General features: G+C 42.0%; 19 protein-coding genes, 2 pseudogenes and 1 riboswitch. Of the genes and pseudogenes, 1 reads left to right on the top strand and 20 read right to left on the bottom strand.

The features are described from left to right. Positions 1 to 2: 2 nt before the first annotated feature. From BQ4305_RS15415 to BQ4305_RS15395, 5 genes are all read right to left on the bottom strand, one after another. On the bottom strand, positions 3 to 881 hold the full coding sequence (locus BQ4305_RS15415; RefSeq protein ID WP_199880703.1) for an HD-GYP domain-containing protein: 879 nt from the start codon (positions 879 to 881) through the stop codon (positions 3 to 5). A 244-nt stretch (positions 882 to 1,125) separates the two neighbouring features. Continuing rightward, the gene (locus BQ4305_RS15410) at positions 1,126 to 1,419 is read right to left on the bottom strand and encodes a YunC family protein (RefSeq protein ID WP_407640167.1); all 294 of its coding nucleotides are present in this window, start codon (positions 1,417 to 1,419) and stop codon (positions 1,126 to 1,128) included. 69 nt (positions 1,420 to 1,488) lie between these two features. Then, positions 1,489 to 2,877, bottom strand: a complete 1,389-nt coding sequence (locus tag BQ4305_RS15405; RefSeq protein WP_110928592.1) for a bifunctional metallophosphatase/5'-nucleotidase — start codon at positions 2,875 to 2,877, stop codon at positions 1,489 to 1,491. Between the two features lie 14 nt (positions 2,878 to 2,891). Next, the gene (locus tag BQ4305_RS15400; RefSeq protein ID WP_110928591.1) at positions 2,892 to 3,722 is read right to left on the bottom strand and encodes a sulfite exporter TauE/SafE family protein; all 831 of its coding nucleotides are present in this window, start codon (positions 3,720 to 3,722) and stop codon (positions 2,892 to 2,894) included. A 32-nt stretch (positions 3,723 to 3,754) separates the two neighbouring features. Next, a complete protein-coding gene (locus BQ4305_RS15395; RefSeq protein WP_110928590.1) occupies positions 3,755 to 4,600 on the bottom strand; it encodes a DUF72 domain-containing protein in 846 nt (281 codons plus the stop codon). 383 nt (positions 4,601 to 4,983) lie between these two features. Here BQ4305_RS15395 and BQ4305_RS15390 point away from each other — a divergent pair, with 383 nt between their 5' ends. Beyond that, on the top strand, positions 4,984 to 6,051 hold the full coding sequence (locus BQ4305_RS15390; protein ID WP_110928589.1) for an acetamidase/formamidase family protein: 1,068 nt from the start codon (positions 4,984 to 4,986) through the stop codon (positions 6,049 to 6,051). 100 nt (positions 6,052 to 6,151) lie between these two features. On the opposite strand, the pseudogene BQ4305_RS15385 reads toward BQ4305_RS15390, so the two are convergent. The 15 genes and pseudogenes from BQ4305_RS15385 to BQ4305_RS15315 form a co-directional block, all read right to left on the bottom strand. Next, positions 6,152 to 7,459 (bottom strand): annotated as a pseudogene (locus BQ4305_RS15385) (MFS transporter). 114 nt (positions 7,460 to 7,573) lie between these two features. After that, positions 7,574 to 8,717, bottom strand: a pseudogene (locus BQ4305_RS15380) (aminotransferase-like domain-containing protein). A 175-nt stretch (positions 8,718 to 8,892) separates the two neighbouring features. After that, positions 8,893 to 10,290, bottom strand: coding sequence for a Fe-S cluster assembly protein SufB (gene sufB, locus BQ4305_RS15375; RefSeq protein ID WP_110928588.1), 1,398 nt, complete (start codon positions 10,288 to 10,290; stop codon positions 8,893 to 8,895). A gap of 54 nt (positions 10,291 to 10,344) precedes the next feature. Then, entirely contained in the window at positions 10,345 to 10,773 is a 429-nt protein-coding gene (sufU, locus tag BQ4305_RS15370; protein WP_110928587.1) for a Fe-S cluster assembly sulfur transfer protein SufU, read from the bottom strand. Continuing rightward, the gene (locus BQ4305_RS15365) at positions 10,763 to 11,992 is read right to left on the bottom strand and encodes a cysteine desulfurase (protein ID WP_110928586.1); all 1,230 of its coding nucleotides are present in this window, start codon (positions 11,990 to 11,992) and stop codon (positions 10,763 to 10,765) included. Before BQ4305_RS15365 ends, sufU begins: the two co-directional genes overlap by 11 nt. Next, the gene (gene sufD, locus BQ4305_RS15360) at positions 11,992 to 13,299 is read right to left on the bottom strand and encodes a Fe-S cluster assembly protein SufD (protein ID WP_110928585.1); all 1,308 of its coding nucleotides are present in this window, start codon (positions 13,297 to 13,299) and stop codon (positions 11,992 to 11,994) included. Before sufD ends, BQ4305_RS15365 begins: the two co-directional genes overlap by 1 nt. 15 nt (positions 13,300 to 13,314) lie before the next feature. Next, positions 13,315 to 14,100 carry a Fe-S cluster assembly ATPase SufC gene (gene sufC / locus BQ4305_RS15355; protein WP_110928584.1) on the bottom strand — a complete coding sequence of 262 codons (786 nt, stop codon included), beginning with the start codon at positions 14,098 to 14,100 and terminating at the stop codon, positions 13,315 to 13,317. 731 nt (positions 14,101 to 14,831) lie between these two features. Continuing rightward, positions 14,832 to 15,665, bottom strand: a complete 834-nt coding sequence (locus BQ4305_RS15350) for a MetQ/NlpA family ABC transporter substrate-binding protein (protein WP_110928583.1) — start codon at positions 15,663 to 15,665, stop codon at positions 14,832 to 14,834. A gap of 18 nt (positions 15,666 to 15,683) precedes the next feature. Next, complete coding sequence (locus tag BQ4305_RS15345) at positions 15,684 to 16,352, bottom strand: methionine ABC transporter permease (protein ID WP_110928582.1); 669 nt, start codon at positions 16,350 to 16,352, stop codon at positions 15,684 to 15,686. Next, positions 16,345 to 17,379: a methionine ABC transporter ATP-binding protein gene (locus BQ4305_RS15340; protein ID WP_110928581.1), complete on the bottom strand. Its 1,035-nt coding sequence runs from the start codon at positions 17,377 to 17,379 to the stop codon at positions 16,345 to 16,347. Before BQ4305_RS15340 ends, BQ4305_RS15345 begins: the two co-directional genes overlap by 8 nt. A 143-nt stretch (positions 17,380 to 17,522) precedes the next feature. Further along, positions 17,523 to 17,635: riboswitch (SAM riboswitch) on the bottom strand. A gap of 151 nt (positions 17,636 to 17,786) precedes the next feature. Continuing rightward, positions 17,787 to 18,098: a thioredoxin family protein gene (locus BQ4305_RS15335; RefSeq protein ID WP_110928580.1), complete on the bottom strand. Its 312-nt coding sequence runs from the start codon at positions 18,096 to 18,098 to the stop codon at positions 17,787 to 17,789. A gap of 3 nt (positions 18,099 to 18,101) precedes the next feature. Then, positions 18,102 to 18,470, bottom strand: a complete 369-nt coding sequence (locus BQ4305_RS15330) for a toprim domain-containing protein (RefSeq protein ID WP_407640157.1) — start codon at positions 18,468 to 18,470, stop codon at positions 18,102 to 18,104. Between the two features lie 101 nt (positions 18,471 to 18,571). Further along, positions 18,572 to 18,955: a glycine cleavage system protein GcvH gene (gene gcvH / locus BQ4305_RS15325; protein WP_110928578.1), complete on the bottom strand. Its 384-nt coding sequence runs from the start codon at positions 18,953 to 18,955 to the stop codon at positions 18,572 to 18,574. A 99-nt stretch (positions 18,956 to 19,054) separates the two neighbouring features. Continuing rightward, positions 19,055 to 19,411, bottom strand: a complete 357-nt coding sequence (locus BQ4305_RS15320; RefSeq protein WP_110928577.1) for an arsenate reductase family protein — start codon at positions 19,409 to 19,411, stop codon at positions 19,055 to 19,057. A gap of 295 nt (positions 19,412 to 19,706) precedes the next feature. Further along, positions 19,707 to 21,491, bottom strand: coding sequence for an acyl-CoA dehydrogenase family protein (locus tag BQ4305_RS15315; RefSeq protein ID WP_110928576.1), 1,785 nt, complete (start codon positions 21,489 to 21,491; stop codon positions 19,707 to 19,709). Positions 21,492 to 21,526: the final 35 nt, after the last annotated feature.

Raw genomic sequence — 21,526 nt, 5'->3', positions numbered from 1 at the left:
TCTTATATGGCAGCTTTTACGATGTTGAGGTGCGGCTGTGCCAGCAAATCAACATCAGGCTGTCTTTCTGCATCACATGCTTCTATTTCAATCTGAATAATGGGCCGATCTCCCTGCAGACTATTTTGGGCAATCACTTTTCCTTTTCTGCCATCGTTCAATTCCACACGCAGCCCATTTGGATAAAAAGCAACAGATTTTCTAAACGCGTTAAGGATTGTCTGGCTAAATTGAATCCCAGCTCCTGCATTTAATATTTCTAGTCCTTCAAATGGAAGCATAGCTGACCGATACACCCGATTCGAGGTGACGGCATCGTATACATCTGCGATCGCAATAATCTGGGCAAATGGATGAATTTCCTCAGCCGTAAGTCTATTGGGATAGCCTGATCCGTCAAGACGTTCATGATGCTGATGGGCACAGATGGAAATCTCAGGACTCAGAAACGGGATACTCCTAATCAGTTCGTAACCATATTCTGCATGTTTCTGAATCTGAATAAATTCCTCTTCCGTTAATTTCCCAGGTTTCATCATAATCTCACAAGGAATAAACATTTTCCCCACATCATGCAAAATGGCCCCCATTCCCAATGTCTGTAAATCCTTCTCATTCATATTGGTTTTTAAACCGATTAAAAGGGAGTAGACGGTCACATTTAATGAATGGGTGAATACATTAGAATCATACACGTACACATTCGCTAACAGCCTCATAATCTCTTTATTGCCTTTCACTTCTTGAAGCAGGGCTTCCGCCAGTAAACACACTTTATCAGCAGTTTTACCTAAAAGTACTGAAGCATCAACAGAGCTGTGATCCCGGACATTTGAAAGAGCTTCTTCTATTTTCTTTTCCGCTTCTCTTAAGCTATTCATATTTTGGGCACCCTTTTTCATCATCTAAAAAATAGACCGGCAAAGCATCCTGCCATTCATGAAATCAGCCAGAAATTTAAAAACTTTGCCTGTTCCCTATCATCAATGTTTTTTCATAAGTCAGTATGTATATATATCCTTTATCGGCCATATCTCTAAAATATCAACTTGTATTCGGCAAATTTCTGGACAGAAAACAGGAATAAAAAACCAGGCTCATCACAGGCCTGGCTGGAAATTTTCTTCATATCATTTTTAATAACGCTTGTTTGCCTTGCAGTCCCGGTTCAATTCCTAACCTGCGGGCTTCATGAGTAACGGACTCCAAAGGGGCCTCAAGCAGCTGTTCGATCGTTTTAACTCCGGTGGCTCTTCCGGCAATGATTTTTCTGTCCGACAGCTTCTCATTCAATAACTGCACATCCAGGGCTCCGCACATAATATACCCTTTCTCCGAGGTAACAGCGAGCAAATTCGTTTTAGGCAGCTGAACAGAAATAGCCAGGAATGTATGGCCTTTTATAACAATTGGCTCCATTTGTATCAAGTCGATTCGCTCCTTTCCTTCCACCATCATTTTATGAGGAAAGTACGAAATCGTGACAGGCTATCTGGAAACAGCATATACTTTTTTTAATTTCCACAAAAGAATGTCCCGCAAAAACTCCGGCATCATATATTCCTTCTGGACAGATCTTTGTATTTGCGGAAAAAAATAGCCGAATGTAAACATATCCGGAATCGCCAGTCTGTACCTTTTTTTCGGGTCAAGTTCGATTCCATCTATCATGATTTGCTTCACGATTCCTTCTGGAGTCTCCACAAATCCTATACGGTCATACACCATCATGCCCATAACTTTTCCTCGAAACCCGAAGCCTTTAACCTGCATATGCGGCCAATCTGAGTCTCTGGACTGCAGCAAAATTTCTTTCAATTCCGTTCCGCTCAATTTCACGATACAAGGATTGATTGGGTGAGGGAGGATATAATGGATATCCCCAATTGTAACTGGCCCTTTCTTCAGTCCTTCCAACAGAAGGCCTGCATTTACAAAAGCGCAGTCCGCATTCGTCCACTCCCGCAAAGCCTCACATAGTAATCTGGAAAGCTCCTTGCTTTCAAACCAATCGCTTTCTAAATCGCAGGGAAGAACAAGCACTTCTTGCTGAAGCTTTTTTCTTCCAGTCTGATACATTCCGTCAATCCATTCCTTTTCACTTTTCGATTCAGGAAGCTCATTTGTATCATATAAATAGGCATTTCTTTTGGTGATTTTTCCTGCAGAGTCCCTTTGAATTTCAGCCTGTCCAACAAAAAAACCATGTTTTCCGGCTCCGCCAATCAGAGAATTTTTCACCATTTTCCCTTGATGTAGCACATGGTGGGTATGTCCTCCCAAAATGACATCCACTTCCGGAAAATCTTCAGCCATTTTTTCATCGTCATGGATGCCAAGATGGGAGAGGATCACAATCATATCCGCTTTTTTCTTAATCTCATCCAACTGTGTATGCAATTCTCCAAACGGTTCACGAATTTCCCAGTCAAGGGCAGAATAAAACTTTTGAAAATAAGCAGTCAGTCCGATTATGGCAATTTTTGTCCCTTTTTCAGTTTTATGTATCCAATAAGGCTGCGCCCAATCAGGACGCACACCATTTACGTTATAAAGATTAGCAGCCAGCACTTTGAAATCAGCGTTCTCATAAAGGGAATCCAACGCTTCATGCGGGAGGGTGATGCCTTCATTATTGCCGATGGTTACATATTGGTATCCGGCTTCATTAAGCAGCTCCACATTAATCTTTCCAAGGGTTCCTTCAGAATAGGGATGCCACCGATCGACATGGTCCCCTATATCCACAATAATGGCTTCTTCCCCGGTTTCTTTATGCAGTTTTTTTCTTTCTTTTAAAAATTCCCGTATTCTCGGCCAGTTTTCAAAATGGCTGTGAAGATCATTTGTATGATATAAATGGATAATCTCCTCCATTGTATTTCCACCTTTCATCCTGTCAGTCCTTGGTATATCAGGCGCAAGCCAATCAAAACCATCGCTGCCTTCAGTATGGTTTCAAGGGACTTGCCTGCAATTTTGGAATTTATATATGCTCCCAGTTTTGCCCCTGCCCAGGCACTTGGTATGAGAACCAAGGCATACGGCCAATAAACATTCCCAAGTGCCACATGCGTAATTGAATTTGTGACAGACGTCAGGAAAACTAAAAACATGGACGTTGCTACAGCCACGTGCGGAGGGAAGAAAAACAGCAAAATCATGGCAGGAACAATGAGAGATCCTCCTCCAATTCCAAAAATCCCCGATGTAAAGCCGACAATAAAGGAGATTAGAACAGCAGCAGCGGGATGATAACCATATACGATAGACTGGTTTTTCTTTTCATCTATATATGTATTCAGCACTTTGCCTTTTCCTTCTTTAAAAACCATAGGGCGCAAACGATTTTTAACCAGTAAAACGACAGCCATAAGGATCATGAATATTCCAAAATAAATATAAAATGACTCAACATCCAAAATTTTATTCACATGGGCGCCCAATATTCCGCCGGGTCCGCTTCCTATGAAGAATATTAGTCCTGCTTTGTAATCGACAATTTTTCTCTTCAAATAAGAAAGCGTCGATGCCAGCCCTGTAAAGATCATAATAACGGTTGATATTCCGACCGCAGTCCTGGGAGCGAGATCATGAAGCCAGTCTGTTGCTGTACCAAAATATAAAAGAGCCGGAACGATGATAATTCCGCCGCCAAGACCGACTAATGCCCCCAAGGTGCCTGCGGCTGCACCGATAATCACCAATAATACCCATTCCATACTATCCCGCCTGACCTATAGGATTTATTCTTCTAAAATAAATTTAGCTGTTTCGGAGCCAACCCTTCATACTCAATTTCGAGCAGTTCAATCATTTGCTTTGCGTTGTCTGCCGCATCCCCGCCGGAATTATTATTGAAAAGAACAAAGATATCCTTACTTCCTTTCTCCAGCTCCTTTAATTTACCCTTCCACTCTTCTAATTCCTTCCAATTATATCTGTATAAATACCGTACCTCCCGCCAATTTCCTGACGAAGGCTTCTTCCACCCATGAACATTCCGCCCATGAAAACGAACAAGCGTCTTTAACGGATTTGTTGATTTGAGAATAATGGGAACAGACCCCTCTCCCGCCTGCGGTTCGTCACACACTGTATGAATCCATCCTTCATCCGCAAGAAATTTCAAAGTCTGCTGTCCGTATTCTTCGCTGTACCAGCTTTGATTCCGGAACTCAATAGCTGCCGGAATATCCTCCATCTCAGCCTTGCACCATCTTAAATACTGGACATTTTCCTTTGTACAATTAAACCAAGGCGGAAACTGAAAAAGAACCATCGCAAGCTTCCCTGCCGCTTGATAAGGCTCTAATGAATCCCGAAATGCAGCAAACATCTCCTTTTTGCTTTCAAAAGGAATTTGTCCTCTCTGATGGCCGGTCATGCCCTGATAGGCTTTTACAATGAAACGGAAGCCAGCTGGAGTCTCCGCTGTCCATTTTTCACTATTCCGTTTAGGCTGTATCGCATAGAAGGAGGCATCCACTTCAACAATCGGGAAGTGTGCAGCATATTCCCTCAATTTATCACGGGCGGATATCTTATCAGTATAGAGAGATTCATGGTCGCCCCATCCCGTTAATCCAAGAAATATCATATTCTGCTGCCCCCCTTCTCTTTCTTATTCTTCTACCCTGCAATCTTCTTATTAACCTTCTAGATTTTCCTCTTTTAATCCATATTCTATCACATATAAATGGAACTGCCGATTTGAAAAGATCTGCAAAAATAAAGGCAACCTAAACACTTATTTACAAACTGAACGAATAACCGTTTTTTTCACTTTCCCATTTAAAGCGCAAAAACCATGTAAGAAAACCTCACATTTTTTAATAAAATTCTCAAATTTGTTTTTATAATGAAAGTATGCTCGGCCCAATGGCGGAGGGAGAGGGATCTTGGCTGTCTGGGACAAACGCAAATACCAGTTTGGAGTGCATAGTATGAAAAACAAGAACATTGATAAAGGGGGATTTAAGCATGAATAGTATAACAAAATCAGGATTATCAATCGGGGAAGATACTGTATTACATACATTGCCAGCCAATCCGCAAACCGTACATTGGGGATACTTTGACCAATCGATCGCACCAGTGTTAACAGTTAAATCAGGAGATTTAATACATGTTGAAACCATTACTCATCATGCTGGAGATGCACCTGATTTATTAATGGATGAGACCATTGAAGAAATTTATCGTGCTATCCCTCCGGAACAAAGAAATCCAGGCCCGCATCTTCTAACTGGGCCGATTTACGTACAAGATTCAAAGCCTGGAGATACTTTAGAAGTAGAAATTCTTCAGCTGACCCCACGCTTTCCTTATGGCTCAAATCTTACAGCCTCATGGGGGTATTTACATCAGGAAATGAATGAGAAAGAAAGGGTAACCATTTACGAAATAGACTCTGAAGGTCAATGGTTAACGGCGAAATTTGCATACGATTACCCTGGTCCATACAATGTAAACGGAAAAATTATTGAACCCCATTCTATTGGACGTGTGCCTGCATTGCAAAATATGCAGATACCAGTACGCCTTCATATAGGCACGATGGGCGTTGCACCTGAGAAACACGGACGTTTCAGTACCGTCCCTCCCGGTGTACATGGGGGCAACCTTGACAACTGGCGAATCGGTGCCGGCTCCACTATGTATTACCCTGTATGGAATGAAGGAGCACTTCTTTCATTAGGCGACTGTCATTTAGCGCAAGGGGACAGTGAATTAAGCGGGACTGCTATCGAAACCTCGATGAATTGTTTAATCCGTGTAAAAGTGCGCAAGGATTGTTCATTCTCCTCCCCGCTTCTCGAAACGTCATCCTCGTGGATTACTCATGGATTTGATCCTGATTTAAATCTTGCGACTCGCAAAGCTTCACTGGAAATGCTGAAATTTCTTCAGCAGCATTACGGGCTCTCACGCGAAGACGCCTACTCGTTTATAAGTGTTGCTGCCGACTTCTCCATTACCCAGGTGGTTGATGAATTGCAAGGTGTCCATGTCTCCATTCCTAAAAAAGCTGCTTTGCCCAAAAAATGATGTAACCCTGTATCCCGAAAAACGGCATTCGAATACGTCTGTTCGGATGCCGTTTTCATGCTTATTTAGCTGATTTATAACCGCCCGGCCATTAACCATTCTATTTTTCTTTTAACACCCTGTCTCCCCGATACCAAATGACTGCCGGAATAAGCAATAGGGATACTAAACCCCCAGCAATGGATAATGCTGAATAACTTGAGCCTGCCACAATCATTCCTGACAAAACCCCGCTGGCAGCTCCTGACAGGGCAATAAAGACATCAACAGTACCTTGCGTTTTAGCCCGTTCGGAAGGGGCAGCTGAATCAACAAGGAATGCGGTTCCGCTTATCACCCCAAAGTTCCACCCTAATCCAAGTAGGGAGAGAGCGATGACAAAAAGGTTCATGGAGTCTCCCGGTGCAACTGCTGCTATAAGACCTGCAAGAAGCAGTGTGATTCCAGAAGCAGCAGCCATAGCCTTACGTCCAAGCCTGTCAACAAGGACACCTGTGAAAAGTGACGGAAGATACATAGCCGCTATATGAAATCCAATCACAAGACCGACCGCATCCAAGCTATGACCATGATGTTTCATTTGCACCGGCGTCATAGTCATAATGGCAACCATGACTATTTGTGTAAGAATCATCACAGCTGCCCCGACGATGATCCCCCTTTTATTTTCCGCATGAACGGCTGCTGCTTCTTGTCCTTTAGTATGATCTTGTTTGGCTGTATCAATCATTCTTGTAATAATGAATGGGTCCAGCCGAAGAAATAGGAAAAGAATAAGTCCTGCTAAGAGATAGGCAGCTGCCGCTAAAATAAATGGACCGGCAAGGGACGGAATACCGACAGAGACTGCGACATCGCCCATTACACCCACTAGTTCGGGCCTGCGGCTGCACCAAAAGTTGTAAAAACCATCGTAAGACTAACCGCAGTTTGCTCTCTGTTTGCTATTTGCTAAGTCCGTACCAGCGTAACGTGCCTGTAAATTCGTTGCGGAACCTGCACCATACACAAGAAGAGAAGCAAATAACAGATAAATACTATGTATGATTGCTGAAATAATCACTCCTATTGCTCCGAGTCCTCCCAGTATAAAGCCGGTTCCAAGACCCATCCTACGGCCCCAGCGCTGTGAGAGTCTTCCTACTAATAATGCGGCTCCTGCTGATCCTAATGTAAATAAAGCGGAAGGAATGGGAATGCCAGCAAACGCATCGGTGCCAAGCATATGCTGTGCAAGAAGTGTCCCGACCGTTACGCCTGCTGCTAAGCCCGCCCCTCCAAAAATTTGCGAGATACTTACAATGAATAATGTACGTTTGTATAATTTTTCTTGCTTTTCCGAAGATTGAATATAGCTTTGCAGACTTGCAGACTGAACGTCTGCCTTTTTCGCCGTCTCATTTTTCACCGTTACATACCTGCCTCTCCCCAAAATCACATTTATGAAAATCTTCCATTGTTTGCATCATCATAACACGCATAAAAAAAGCCGCACAATATCATAATTGTGCGGCAAACAATATTAAGCCAGCGCCTTTAACAAACGTTTAAGGATTTTTAATCCTTGCTCCAGCTCCCCAATTGTATCAGGCGCACATACGGAAACTCTCACAGCCCTTTCCGGACACCTGTTTCCAACTACAAATCGCTCTGCTGCATATACTTGAACTCCCTGCTGTGCAGCTACCGTTTCAAATTCAGCCCCCGTTATTTTGCCCGGTAAAAGCAGCCAGCGAAAGTTGCCTGTCTTAGCACCCAAGCACGTATAATTTGCTCCGGGGCAAATGATGCGACTGCCGGGAGCGGTTCACTGCTGAGAAGATGGTAGGATGCATCTTCAATAACGAACTGATTATACTTTTTGGCAACAGCCGCAATTCTTTTCCGATTCTCAACAGACAAAAAAGAAGCGGTCGGATTATGACAATCAGGAATTAAGTAAACACCTTTAATATTTTCATTTTTACATGCATGTTCAAATGCAGCCGGACTCATTTCACCGTTCTCTGATTTAATCGGAACAATCTGCACACTAAGCATGGCTGCTGCCGTTTTTAACCCAGGGTATGTATGATCATCACACCGATGCGATCACCTGGCTTGCAAAGGCTGGCCAGCGTAGCAGCAATCGCATTTTGGCCTCCGTTTGCAAATAAAATATGATCAACGGTTGTCTCAAAACCGCCTCTTTGGATTAGCTTGATTGCAGCATCCTTTTGCCAAAGGCTTTCTCCTGCCCGGCCATAGCCAAACCATTTTTCATAATCGGTTTCTTGCAGCATACTCTTAAGCTGGAGCTGCAGCGGTTCATAAGAAGCATTGTCAGGGAGCGTAGCCCCCATTTCGATTAAATGCTTCGGTTTGGTATCTTCCAATAAATAAGCATTCGACAAGGCATCATAGGAAACAAAAGTACCGCTCCCAACAGCCGCACTCAACAAGCCCTTTAACTCACACGCTTTAAAAGCTTTCGAAACGGTGCTTACATTTACATCTAAATAATCAGCAAGTTCTCTCTGAGGCGGAAGTTTCGTTCCTGGCAATAAAACTCCTTTTACAATATCCTGCTCTAATTGTCGGGCAAGTGCACGATAAATAGGCTTTTCCATTTTATTAAGAGTTGGCTTCCAGCTCATCGGGTAGTTTTCAAATGAATTAATCGGCATGAGACGCATCCTTTTTTCACACCATTATATGATTAGGCCCGTTATAAAACAATGATCATTTTTCTTTAATTTTTCTGCTGTCACTGAATCATCTAACAGGAGACTTTTTAATTTTTGCAAAAAAGAAGAAGGCGAACATCAAAGTCCGCCTTCTTCGTATAAAAACTACTATTGATTAACCGATTGAACCTTCCATTTCAAACTTGATCAGACGGTTCATTTCAACAGCGTATTCCATTGGTAGTTCTTTTGTGAATGGCTCGATGAAGCCCATTACGATCATTTCTGTAGCTTCCTGCTCAGAGATACCGCGGCTCATCAGATAGAATAATTGTTCTTCTGATACCTTGGAAACCTTCGCTTCGTGCTCAAGAGAAATGTTATCGTTCAAGATTTCATTGTACGGGATTGTATCGGAAGTAGATTTATTATCCATAATCAGCGTATCGCACTCAATATTTGCACGAGCGCCGTCTGCTTTTCTGCCGAAATGTACAATACCGCGATATGTTACTTTTCCGCCTTGTTTCGAAATAGACTTAGAAACAATGGTAGAAGAAGTATTTGGAGCCAAGTGAGTCATTTTAGCACCCGCATCCTGATGCTGGCCTTTACCGGCAATGGCGATAGAAAGAGTCATTCCTCTTGCTCCTTCGCCTTTCAGGATAACAGCTGGGTATTTCATCGTTAATTTTGAACCGATGTTTCCGTCAATCCATTCCATCGTAGCATTGGCATCACATACGGCACGCTTTGTAACAAGGTTATATACGTTGTTTGCCCAGTTTTGGATCGTTGTGTAACGGCAGTAAGCATCACGCTTAATGACGATTTCAACAACCGCACTGTGCAATGAATTGGTTGTATAAACCGGAGCTGTACAGCCTTCTACATAGTGTACATGCGCACCTTCGTCCACAATGATCAATGTTCTTTCGAATTGACCCATGTTTTCAGAGTTGATGCGGAAATAAGCTTGAAGCGGTGTATCCACTTTTACGCCTTTCGGTACGTAGATGAATGATCCGCCTGACCATACTGCTGAGTTCAATGCCGCAAACTTGTTATCAGTTGGCGGAATTGTTTTTCCGAAGTGTTCACGGAAAATATCTTCATTTTCTCTTAAAGCTGAATCGGTATCCTTGAAAACAATACCCATTTCTTCAAGATCTTCTTTCATGTTGTGGTAAACCACTTCTGATTCATATTGGGCAGAAACCCCAGCCAAGTATTTTTGCTCAGCTTCAGGAATTCCCAGCTTATCAAATGTTTGTTTGATTTCATCAGGAACTTCATCCCATGATTTCTCTGATTTCTCAGATGGTTTTACATAATACGTGATTTCATCAAAATTCAAGCTGTTTAGGTCTCCGCCCCATTGAGGCATTGGCATGTTGTAAAAATGCTCCAATGATTTCAAACGGAAATCAAGCATCCATTGTGGCTCTTCCTTCATACGTGAAATTTCTTCAACGATTTCTCTAGTCAAGCCGCGCTTAGAACGGAAAATCGAAACGTCTCTGTCCGCGAAGCCATATTTATAATCACCGATCTCCGGCATTTTCTTAGCCATAGCTCGTATTCCTCCATTTCAAAATGGCTGAAATAAACCAGCACATTCATTTTGTTATTCCTGTAATCCTTTTTCCATTGCTTTCCATGCTAAAGTAGCACATTTGATACGCGCAGGAAACTTAGATACACCTTGAAGGGCCTCAATGTCACCAAGGTCCATATCGCTTTCATATTCTTTCCCTTGGATCATGTCGGAAAAAATATGAGAAAGTTTTATCGCCGTTTCGGTATCTTTCCCTTTAATGACTTCTGTCATCATGGAAGCTGAACTCATGGAAATAGAACATCCTTCACCATCGAACTTGACATCCGTTACCTTATCGTCTTCCACCTTCATCGTTAAACGAATACGGTCGCCGCACGTAGGGTTATTCATATCGATTGTCAGGCTGCTGTCTTCCAGCATTCCTTTGTTACGAGGTTTTTTATAATGATCCATTATGACTTGTCGGTAAAGTGTATCTAGGTTTTTAAAAGACATTACTGAAATACTCCTTTGTTTTGATAAGACCTGAAACAAGCTTATCAATGTCTTCTTCTGTGTTATACAGATAGAAGCTTGCCCGGGCAGTTGCCGAAACATCCAGCCATTTCATTAAAGGCTGTGCACAGTGGTGCCCTGCACGGACAGCAACTCCTTCTGCATCCAAAACAGTCGCTACATCATGCGGATGTACGTCATCGATATTAAAGGTAATGACTCCGGCCCTTCTTTCAGGATCCTTCGTGCCGTAAATCGTAAGTCCTTCAATCCCAGACATTTTCTCCATGGCGTAAGCGGCCAATTTATGTTCGTGCCGTTCAATTTCATCAAGTCCAATTTGTTCAAGGAAATCAATCGCAGCCCCAAGGCCGATAGCACCTGCAATAATGGGGGTACCGCCTTCAAATTTCCATGGAAGCTCTTTCCATGTAGATTCATAAAGGCCTACAAAATCAATCATTTCGCCGCCAAATTCAATCGGCTCCATTTTCTCCAGATGTTCCTTTTTGCCATACAGAACACCGATACCGGTAGGACCTGCCATTTTATGTCCTGAAAAGGCAAAGAAGTCACAGTCCAAATCCCGGACATCCACTTTAATGTGAGGAGTGCTTTGGGCACCGTCGACAACCATAACAGCTCCATGCTGGTGAGCGATCGCTGCAATTTCCTTAATCGGATTGATGACGCCCAGCACATTGGAAACATGCGCTACAGACACAATTTTGGCAGAATCAGTAACAGTTTCTTTGACATCTTCTAATGAAATCGTACCATCTGGCTGAAGCGGAATATATTTTAGAACAGCTCCAGTTTCCTTTGCAATTTGCTGCCAAGGAATAATGTTACTGTGATGTTCCATATAGGAAATCACAATTTCATCGCCTTCCGATAAATTCGCTTTGCCATAACTTCTTGCCACCGTATTAAGGGATGTAGTTGTTCCTCTCGTAAAAATGATTTCTTCAGTAGAAGAAGCATTAATAAATTTACGAACTTTTTCACGTGATCCTTCATACGCATCCGTAGCTTTTGTTCCGAGTGTATGCACTCCGCGGTGTACATTCGAGTTGTATCCGCGGTAGTATTCTGCAATTACATTGATGACAGACTCCGGCTTCTGGGAGGTGGCTGCGCTGTCTAAATAGACTAATGGCTGACCATTCACTTCTTGATCCAATATAGGGAAAAGCTTACGAATTTCGTATGGATTCATTACTTAACTTTCCTTTCAATAACCTCGACCAATTGCTTTTTAACTCCTTCAATAGGAAGTGCGTTAACAACAGGTGCAAGGAATCCATGAATAACCAGACGCTCTGCTTCTTTCTTCGAAATACCGCGGCTCATTAGATAGTAGAGCTGAAGCGGGTCTACACGGCCGACAGAAGCTGCATGGCCTGCAGTAACATCATCTTCATCGATCAAAAGGATTGGGTTTGCGTCTCCGCGCGCTTTCTCACTCAGCATAAGAACTCGTGATTCTTGCTCAGCATTCGCTTTTGTAGCACCGTGTTCAATTTTGCCAATGCCGTTAAAGATACTGGAGGCACTGTCTTTCATGACACCATGCTTCAAAATTTGACCATCTGAACGTAAACCGTGATGAATGACCTGTGTTGTAAAGTTTTGCTTTTGGTCACCGCGCCCTACAACAACAGATTTCGTATCTCCTACAGAACCGTCCCCAATAAGGTAAGTTGTGTTATCCGAGATTGTGTTTCCGTCATTCATTAGGCCAAGCGCCCACTCAATGCGTGCATCTCTGCCAGCAGTACCTCGGCGATTTACATAAGTTGTATAACCTTTATCCAATGTATCTACACAGCCATAAGTAATGCTGGCATTATCATTGGCAATTACTTCTGTAACAATGTTTGCGACGCCGTCTGTTACGGCAACACTTGAGAAATAGTTCTCCACATATGTTACGGAACTGTTATCATCCGCTACAATCAATACATGATTGAAAAGAGTTGTTTCCGGATTGTCAAGCACGAAAATGGATTGAATCGGCTCAGCCACTTCCACATTTTTAGGGACATACAGGAAAGCTCCCCCGTTCATCAAAGCTGCATGAAGAGCTGTTAAACGGTGTTCATTGACTTTAACGCCGTCCTTCATGAAATATTTTTGCACAAGCTCCTTATGGTCACGGGCCGCTGTGAAAATATCTGTAAAGATAACACCTTGAGCCTTTAATTCATCAGAGATACTGATATAAGCAGGTGTGTTGTTGCGCTGAATATAAATGTTTTTATTTTCTTCAGCATGAACAAGGGAATTTACTTCCTCAGGAAGCTCATTCAATGACGTGTATTTGTCACTTTCCACTGCGTGAGTCTTGAATTGAGTAAAATTCCATTTATCAATTTTTGTTTTATCCGGTTTTAGCATTGGGAGATTTTTAAGTTCAGAAAACGCCTGAACCCGTAGCTCAGAAAGCCAAGCCGGTTCGTTATTTTTAGTTGAATAAGAGCTGATTTCCTCTTGTCCAAGCGGTAATTTCGTTTCTGTAGTCATTGCAAATCCTCCTACTTACGCTTCTTCGCCAACAGTTTCGTCTTCAATGCCCAATTCTTGTTTAATCCAATCATACCCTTCAGCTTCCAAACGGGCTGCCAATTCTTGACCCCCTGATTTAACAACACGTCCCTGCATCATTACGTGCACGAAATCAGGAGTGATGTAATTCAATAAGCGTTGGTAGTGAGTGATGATCAGGCAGCCAAAGTCTTCGCCGCGCATTTTGTTGATTCCTTTAGAAACAACTTTAAGAGCATCAATATCAAGACCGGAATCAATTTCATCAAGGATTGCAATTTTTGGTTCAATCATCATCAATTGAAGAATTTCATTACGCTTTTTCTCGCCGCCCGAGAATCCTTCATTTAGATAACGCTGAGCCATATCTTCATCCATTTCAAGGAATTCCATTTTTTCGTCCATTTTACGGATGAATTTCATCAATGGAATTTCGTCGCCTTCTTCACGGCGGGCATTAATAGCCGAACGCAGGAAGTCTGCGTTTGTAACACCGCTGATTTCGCTTGGATACTGCATCGCAAGGAATAAGCCGACTTGAGCACGCTCATCCACTTCCATTTCAAGAACGTCTTCACCGTCAAAAGTGATGCTTCCGCTTGTTACTTCATATTTAGGGTGTCCCATAATAGCAGATGAAAGAGTGGATTTACCAGTACCATTAGGTCCCATGATCGCATGGATCTCTCCGCCTTTCACTTCTAGGTTAACACCTTTTAGAATTTCTTTTCCCTCGATGGAAACATGTAGATCTTTAATTGTTAATGTTGAACCTGACATAGTAATACCTCCGTGAACTTAATTCCATAATTTTATAGCTAGAAGGCAAAAGCCTCCTTAGTACTCATTCTCACTTTATTCTCATTATAATCTTATAACAAATCCAACCTTGAATCAACTATCTAGACCGAGGTTTCTATTATGCAGACACCAACCATCTATTTTGCTGATTCTCAGTCTGCCTGTCCCAGAAATACCAGATAAACATACTTCCTATATCTTTCGGTATTCCAATATTTAATATGCAGGAACCAAAAAGGAAAATAAAAAACCGCCCCAAAAATAAGTGGAACAAAACGAGGGATTCCTCCCTGCTTACCATGTACCATTTTACTCTTTTGGAGCGGTCTTTTAAAGTTATATACATTCAAATTTCTTATCGGGAAGTGTGATTTAGTTCATTCACAAGTTCCAAACTTTTCGCATAGTCTTTTTCCCTCTCCTGTTCAACCTCAATACGGACATCCAGCTTTCTATTATATTCTGCATATCCTACCCCATGAGATTGCTGAAGAGCCTTTTCCATTTCACTGGTGACATGAAGATCTAGCGAATTAATAATGAATCATTCCTTTCGAATTTTCAACTGTTTAAATTCTACAATTTTTATACCCTGTCCCTTATACTTTAAACAAATATCGGGCATCATTCAAGGATCTGTCCTAAACATGCTGTATTTTCTGTCTTTTACATAAAGAAGGCACCCAAAAACGGATGCCTAGCTTTGCACATTACTCGTTTACAGGAACGACAGCGCCTTTATATTCTTTTAGGATAAAGTCTTGAATTTCTTTTGAATGAAGAACTTCGACTAACTTCTTCACCGCTTTATTATTTTCATCTTTTTTATTAACCGCAATGACATTGACATATGGTGATTTTGAATCTTCAATCGCGATTGAATCTTCTGTTGGATTCAATCCTGCATCAATGGCATAGTTAGAGTTAATTAAAACAGCATCGCCTTCGCCATTGTTATAGATTTGAGGCAATAATGACGCTTCGTAATTCGCATCAAACTTAATGTTCTTCTTATTCTCCACAATGTCTTTCACTTCTGCCTTTGTTTTATCGATTCCATCTTTTAATTTAATTAATCCTTCGGCTTCAAGAAGGGACAGTGCACGTCCGTGGTCTGCAACAGAGCTGCTCATGATAAATGTTGCACCTTCCGGAAGATCTTCCAGACTTTTATACTTCTTCGAATAAACACCAATTGGTTCAATATGGATTCCGCCGGCATTTACAAAATCGTACCCATTTTCCTTGATTTGAGACTCAAGATACGGGATGTGCTGGAAGTAGTTAGCATCTAGGTCTCCTTCCGCTAACGCCTTGTTCGGCAATACATAATCTTGGAATGTCTCAATTTCCAATTTAACGCCTTCTTTTTCAAGAATTGGCTTTGCCTGTTCCAAAATTTGCGCATGAGGCACATTAGAAGCGCCTACTTTTAATGTCGTTTCTCCGGAACCATCACTGCTGTCCTTTTCATCGCTGTTTCCGCATGCTGCAAGAACCACTGATAATACAAGCAATAAAGCTAAACTCCATACTTTCTTCATTGATACCCATCTCCTTTTTTATCTTTTATCTAATTTTGAAGTAATGAAATCTCCAATAAATTGAAGAATGAAGACAATAATTAAAATAACAATAGTTGCGACAACCGTCACATCATTTCTGGAGCGCTGATAGCCATCCAGGTATGCCAAGTTTCCAAGACCGCCCGCACCAATGACGCCCGCCATTGCGGTATAGCCCACTAAAGCAATCGCTGTTACGGTAATTCCTGAAACAATCGCCGGCATTGATTCTGGAATCAGTACCTTAAAAATGATTGTACTTGTCTTGGCCCCCATCGATCTGGCAGCCTCAATGACACCTTTGTCAATTTCCCTTAATCCGATTTCTACCATTCTGGCATAGAATGGTGCAGCTCCTATAATCAGGGCCGGCAGCGCCGCATTTTCACCAATCATAGAGCCCACAAGAACTCGTGTGAATGGGATTAGTAAGACAATTAATATTAGGAATGGGATGGAACGGAATATGTTCACAAATGCACTTAAAACAAGGTTTACTGCCCTGTTCTCCCAGATATTCCCCTTTGAAGTAAGGAAAAGGAGCAATCCAAGCAGAATCCCTAAAAAGAAAGTAGCTAAAACAGAAATTCCTGTCATATAAAGCGTTTCAATTGTTGCATCTATTATTCTGTCCCATTCAACATTTGGCAATAACTCCTCAAGCATGAGTAATCACCTCCACGCCAACCTGCTCTGCATTAATAAATTCAATGGCCTGCTGCATTTCTTCTTCGTTCCCATCCATATGAATGAACAATGTTCCATACGAGCCATTTCTTGTTTGAGAAATCTTTCCTTGGACAATGTTAACTTCCAAATCGAAGTTTCTAATAAGCTTTGAAATCAGCGGGCTTTCTGCATGGTCACCGACAAATGTAAGCTGGACGACCTTGCCTTTTGGATATCTTTCGAGAAGGTGCTCCACTGTTTCTTTCGTGTCGTCCGGCTCGGTAACCTGCTGCACGAACCGCTTCGTAATATCCTGCTCTGGATTTTTGAACACTTCCAGTACAGGACCCTGTTCCACGATTTGACCTGCTTCCATCACGGCCACCCGATGGCAGATCTTTTGAATCACATGCATTTCATGTGTGATCAGCACAATCGTTAAACCCAGACGCTGATTAATATCAACAAGCAAGTCCAATATTGAATCTGTTGTTTGCGGGTCCAAGGCAGATGTTGCTTCATCACACAGCAAGACCTTAGGGTTATTCGCCAGTGCCCTGGCAATCCCCACTCTCTGCTTTTGCCCTCCGCTCAACTGTGAAGGATACGCCTGCTCTCGTCCTTCCAATCCAACCAGCTTGATCAGCTCATGCACTCTCTCCAATCTCTTGGAAGAGGGTACGCCCGCTATTTCTAGAGGGAAAGCGATATTTTCTTCCACTGTTCTGGACCAAAGAAGATTAAAATGCTGGAAAATCATGCTGATTTCTTGGCGGGCCTTCCTGAGTTCAGCTCCCTTTATACGGGAAACTTCTCTGCCACCGACTGTGACACTTCCTTCAGTAGGTGTCTCTAAGCCATTGAGCATACGAATCAATGTACTCTTTCCAGCGCCGCTGTATCCAATGATTCCAAATATTTCACCTTTATCTATTGAGACATTTACGTCCTTCACAGCCTGTATCGCTTGCCCGTCCCGTTTAACTGAACGAAACAGCTTGTTTACATCTGTTAACTTTATCATTGCCTTCACCTCTTTATCACTTGAACCTATGAAACTCTAAATTACACTCAATAAGAAGATGCCTTAAACTTCACTTGTAATATCCGTATAAAATAAAAAAACCTTTCTGCATGAGCAGAAAGGCAAATGAAATCAAAGCCTTCCTCTCATCTGCCAGAGCCAGCTGCTCTGTGTGAATTGGCACCTATGCAAGTTCAAAGACCTTGCCGGTTGCCGGGCTTCATCGGGCACATCCCTCCACCTCTCTTGATAAGAGTACTTATATACGTTCAATAATGTTCAAGTTAATATGCTAGGATTTTATCATAGATAAAAAGGGTGTGCAATGTATATCCCTTGCTTTTTATCTTTATTTTGGAAAAAAACTCGAAAAAAGCCGAGAAATCTGAGTCTTCCCCCCTATTCTCCTATCCGGCTATTTCTTTCAATTCTTGAAAAAGAAATGGCACGGATTGAAAAGCATAAATTTTCTTGACCAGCTGCCCCTTACTAAAAAGGAGCAGACAAGGCACACTTTCAATTTCAAACTGTTCAGCAACTTCCGGTCCATAATTTAAATTCATTTTCCCCGCTTTAAATTCAGGGAACAGCTCCAAGGTTACCCCAAGCATTTTCGAAGCAACCTGACAGGTTCCGCATAAGGGCGTATATAAATAAAAACAAAAATTCTCCGTATTTTCCATTGCTTCGTTCAATTCTGTTCCAGTCCATTCAAGCATATCTTAATGATTCATCCTCTGCTCTAAATATTTCAGTTTCACATCTATATTAGCCGATAACAAAACGGTAGCCAAATGATTGGATGGGGCGTTTGCCACTTCCCGATATACTCTATTGATATATAAATGCTTCGCTTCGGGCAGTTCGCGCTTAAACTGCCTGCGCAATTTTTCTCCCGATTCATCTGCATCCACCAGTATATATACATTGCGGCCAATCAATTCTTCAACTAATTCATCTAATTTAACAATGGATATTGTCCCATTCGTGCAAATGATATCTATTTCCTCATTCACAACGGCCGATACTTTCTTTTTATCAGAAGAACCTTCAACAATGATGACTTTCTCATCTCTTCCCTCAATATTCAACTGAATCACCCCATCTTCATTCAACATGAAAGAAATATATACCAAAAGGAATCAAAAAGTTTTAAAAAGAGAGAGCAGGCATAGCCTCCCCTCTCTTTCTCTCAGCCTTCGTTCAGCAAAGCATCATACTCATCTGCAGACAGCAGCTCAGCTGCTTCGTTTTCATCCGCAGGCTCCAGAACAATCATCCAGGCACTTTCGTATGGAGATTCATTGACGAATTCCGGATTATCAGTCAATTCTTCATTCACGGCAACCACTTTTCCGCTGACAGGAGCATACAGTTCTGAAACAGTCTTGACAGATTCTACGCTGCCAAATGGTTCCCCGGCTTTTACTTCGTCGCCGATCTCTGGAAGCTCGACAAATACGATATCTCCAAGCTCTTCCTGTGCAAAGTGGGTAATGCCGATTGTCACTTTTCCGTCTTCTTGCTTTAGCCACTCATGATCCTTGGAATAGCGAAGTTCCTTTGGTATAGTCATCTCATTTCCCTCCATATTTGTCTATGCAATGGTTTCAATTCAATCTTATTATAAGATAGATTCAGTCAATATGGTAAGAATAGTGCGACATTTTCTGGATTATTTCCAGGTGCCGGAGAATTCCTGCTCCTTAAAGCCAACCGTTACTTTATTTCCGTCCGTAATAAGAGGCCTTTTCAGAAGCATCCCGTCACTCGCAAGGATCTCCAGCATGTCATCTTCTGAAGCTTCCTTTAATTTGTCTTTTAATCCAAGTTCTCTGTATTTTTGACCGCTTGTATTAAAGAACTTTTTTAACTCCAGCCCGCTGTTTTGATACATTTGTTTAATTTCATCTTTTGTTGGAGGATTTTCTACTATATGAATGGCTTCATACTCTATCCCCTCTTGATCTAGCCACTTTTTTGCATTTCGGCATGTCCCGCATTTTGGATACCAATACAAAGTCAGACTCATAAATATCACCACCTACACAAAGAATACCTTTTTTTAAAATGGAAGACAACAAATGAACTTTTTTCTAAACCCGAGGTATTGGTAGTATGCTCTTTCTTTCGGCTGAAACATGCAGATGAACCTAAAAGGGGGTTTTTTATCGAGCTGACAGCACGATAAACGGTGGCGGGCGGCTGATTCGCTTCAGACTTTTCCTTTCACGCAAGCTTATAAATAAAGCGGGATCATCCTAAAATTCCTTGAATAACAAAACAGGCAGAAAAAATCTCCGCCTGTAATTTCAGTTTTATTCCGTTTATAGGACATATTTTTCGGCATCAATGATTTTGGCAGCAGCTTCACGTTTTTTTGCAATCACATTCACTGGTGTATGACGTGTCAGCTTACGGAGTGAGGATAAGAAGATGCGCAGGGTATCACCCGTTTCGACCGCAATAAGCGTTTCTTTTGCATGCTTTTCAATTTCATTAAATGCTTCCTGTACAAAAATTTCTGTATAAAGTAATTTTTGTTTGTTTTTCTCCAGGCCGCTTTTGGCAATTGCTTTTTCTGTACGCAGAACAACCGATTCAGCTGCATAGGCTAATGAAGCAATATCTGCGATGTTCACAAGGATTTCCTGTTCTTGATCTAATTGCTTTCCATATTTTTGGGCAGCCAGGCCAGCAGCAAGAATGCCGATTTTCTTTGCATTTCGTACAAGCATTTTCTCTTTGGCCAATGGCTCATCACCCGCTTCTTCAGGCATCATCATCATGAGTTCCTCTTGCAGTCCTTGCGCTTTCTGGAGAAGAGGAAGCTCGCCTTTCAGTGCCTTTTTAAGGAATGTACCAGGTACTAGCAAACGGTTAATTTCATTTGTCCCTTCAAAAATTCGGTTAATACGGGAATCCCGATAAGAACGCTCGATTGGATATTCCTGCATAAACCCATATCCGCCATGAAGCTGAACGCCTTCATCCACAACATAATCCAAAACCTCAGAGGCGAAAAATTTATTCATAGAGCACTCAATGGCATATTCGGCAATAGATGCAGCTACTGCTTTGCCGTCTTTGATCTGTTCGTCAGTAAGCTGCCCCATTCTTTGTTCGAATAAACCAACGGTGCGATAGGAAGAACTTTCAGACGCATAAATTTTGGATGCCATCGTCGCCAGCTTTTCCTTCGTTAAATTAAATGAGGATAGCGGAGTTTTAAATTGCTGGCGTGTATTAGTATAAGCAGCCGTTGCAGCAAGGGCGCTTTTCGCTCCTCCTACAACGCCGACCGCTAATTTATACCGTCCGATATTCAGGATATTAAAAGCAATGACATGCCCTTTCCCTTCTTCGCCCAGAAGATTCTCAGCCGGTACAGGAACATCTTCTAAGATTAAGGTACGTGTTGAAGAACTTTTAATCCCCATTTTCTTTTCTTCCGCTCCAGTAGATACCCCCGGGAAATCACGTTCAACGATAAAGGCTGTAAATCTCTCGCCATCAATTTTCGCATACACGATAAATACATCGGCAAAGCCAGCATTGGTGATCCATTGTTTTTCTCCGTTTAGAATATAATGGGTGCCTTCTGCATTTAATTTAGCCGTTGTTTTAGCACCGAGTGCATCTGATCCTGAACTTGGCTCAGTCAATGCATAAGCAGCAATCTTTTCTCCAGTGGCGAGCAGCGGAAGATATTTTTGCTTTTGTTCTTCATTTCCAAAAAGTACTATCGGCAGCGACCCAATGCCGACATGGGCTCCATGAGTGATCCCAAAGCCGCCGGCAGGAGCCAGTTTTTCAGCAATCAGGGCTGAACTGATTTTGTCCAGTCCCAATCCGCCGTATTCTTCTGGCACATCCGCACCAAGAAGGCCTAAATCTCCCGCTTTTTTCAATAGTTTCACAGACCTGTCAAATTCATGGTTTTCCAGATGTTCTACTTCAGGCATCACTTCATGATTCAGAAAATCTTCAGTTGTCTTGGCAATCATTAATTGTTCGTCTGTGTAATCCTCAGGCGTGAACACTTGATCATACGTGATATCCTCAACTAAAAATCCGCCGCCCTTTATGAACTTTTCCGTTTGATTAGACATTTCATAACCTCCTGCTATTGATTTTACTTTCCTAT

The organism is Bacillus massiliglaciei, from assembly GCF_900098925.1.
GTDB classification, from domain to species: Bacteria; Bacillota; Bacilli; order Bacillales; family DSM-1321; genus Peribacillus; species Peribacillus massiliglaciei.
Note: the sequence above shows the minus strand (reverse complement) of the source record. Positions and strands in the feature narration are given on the sequence as shown.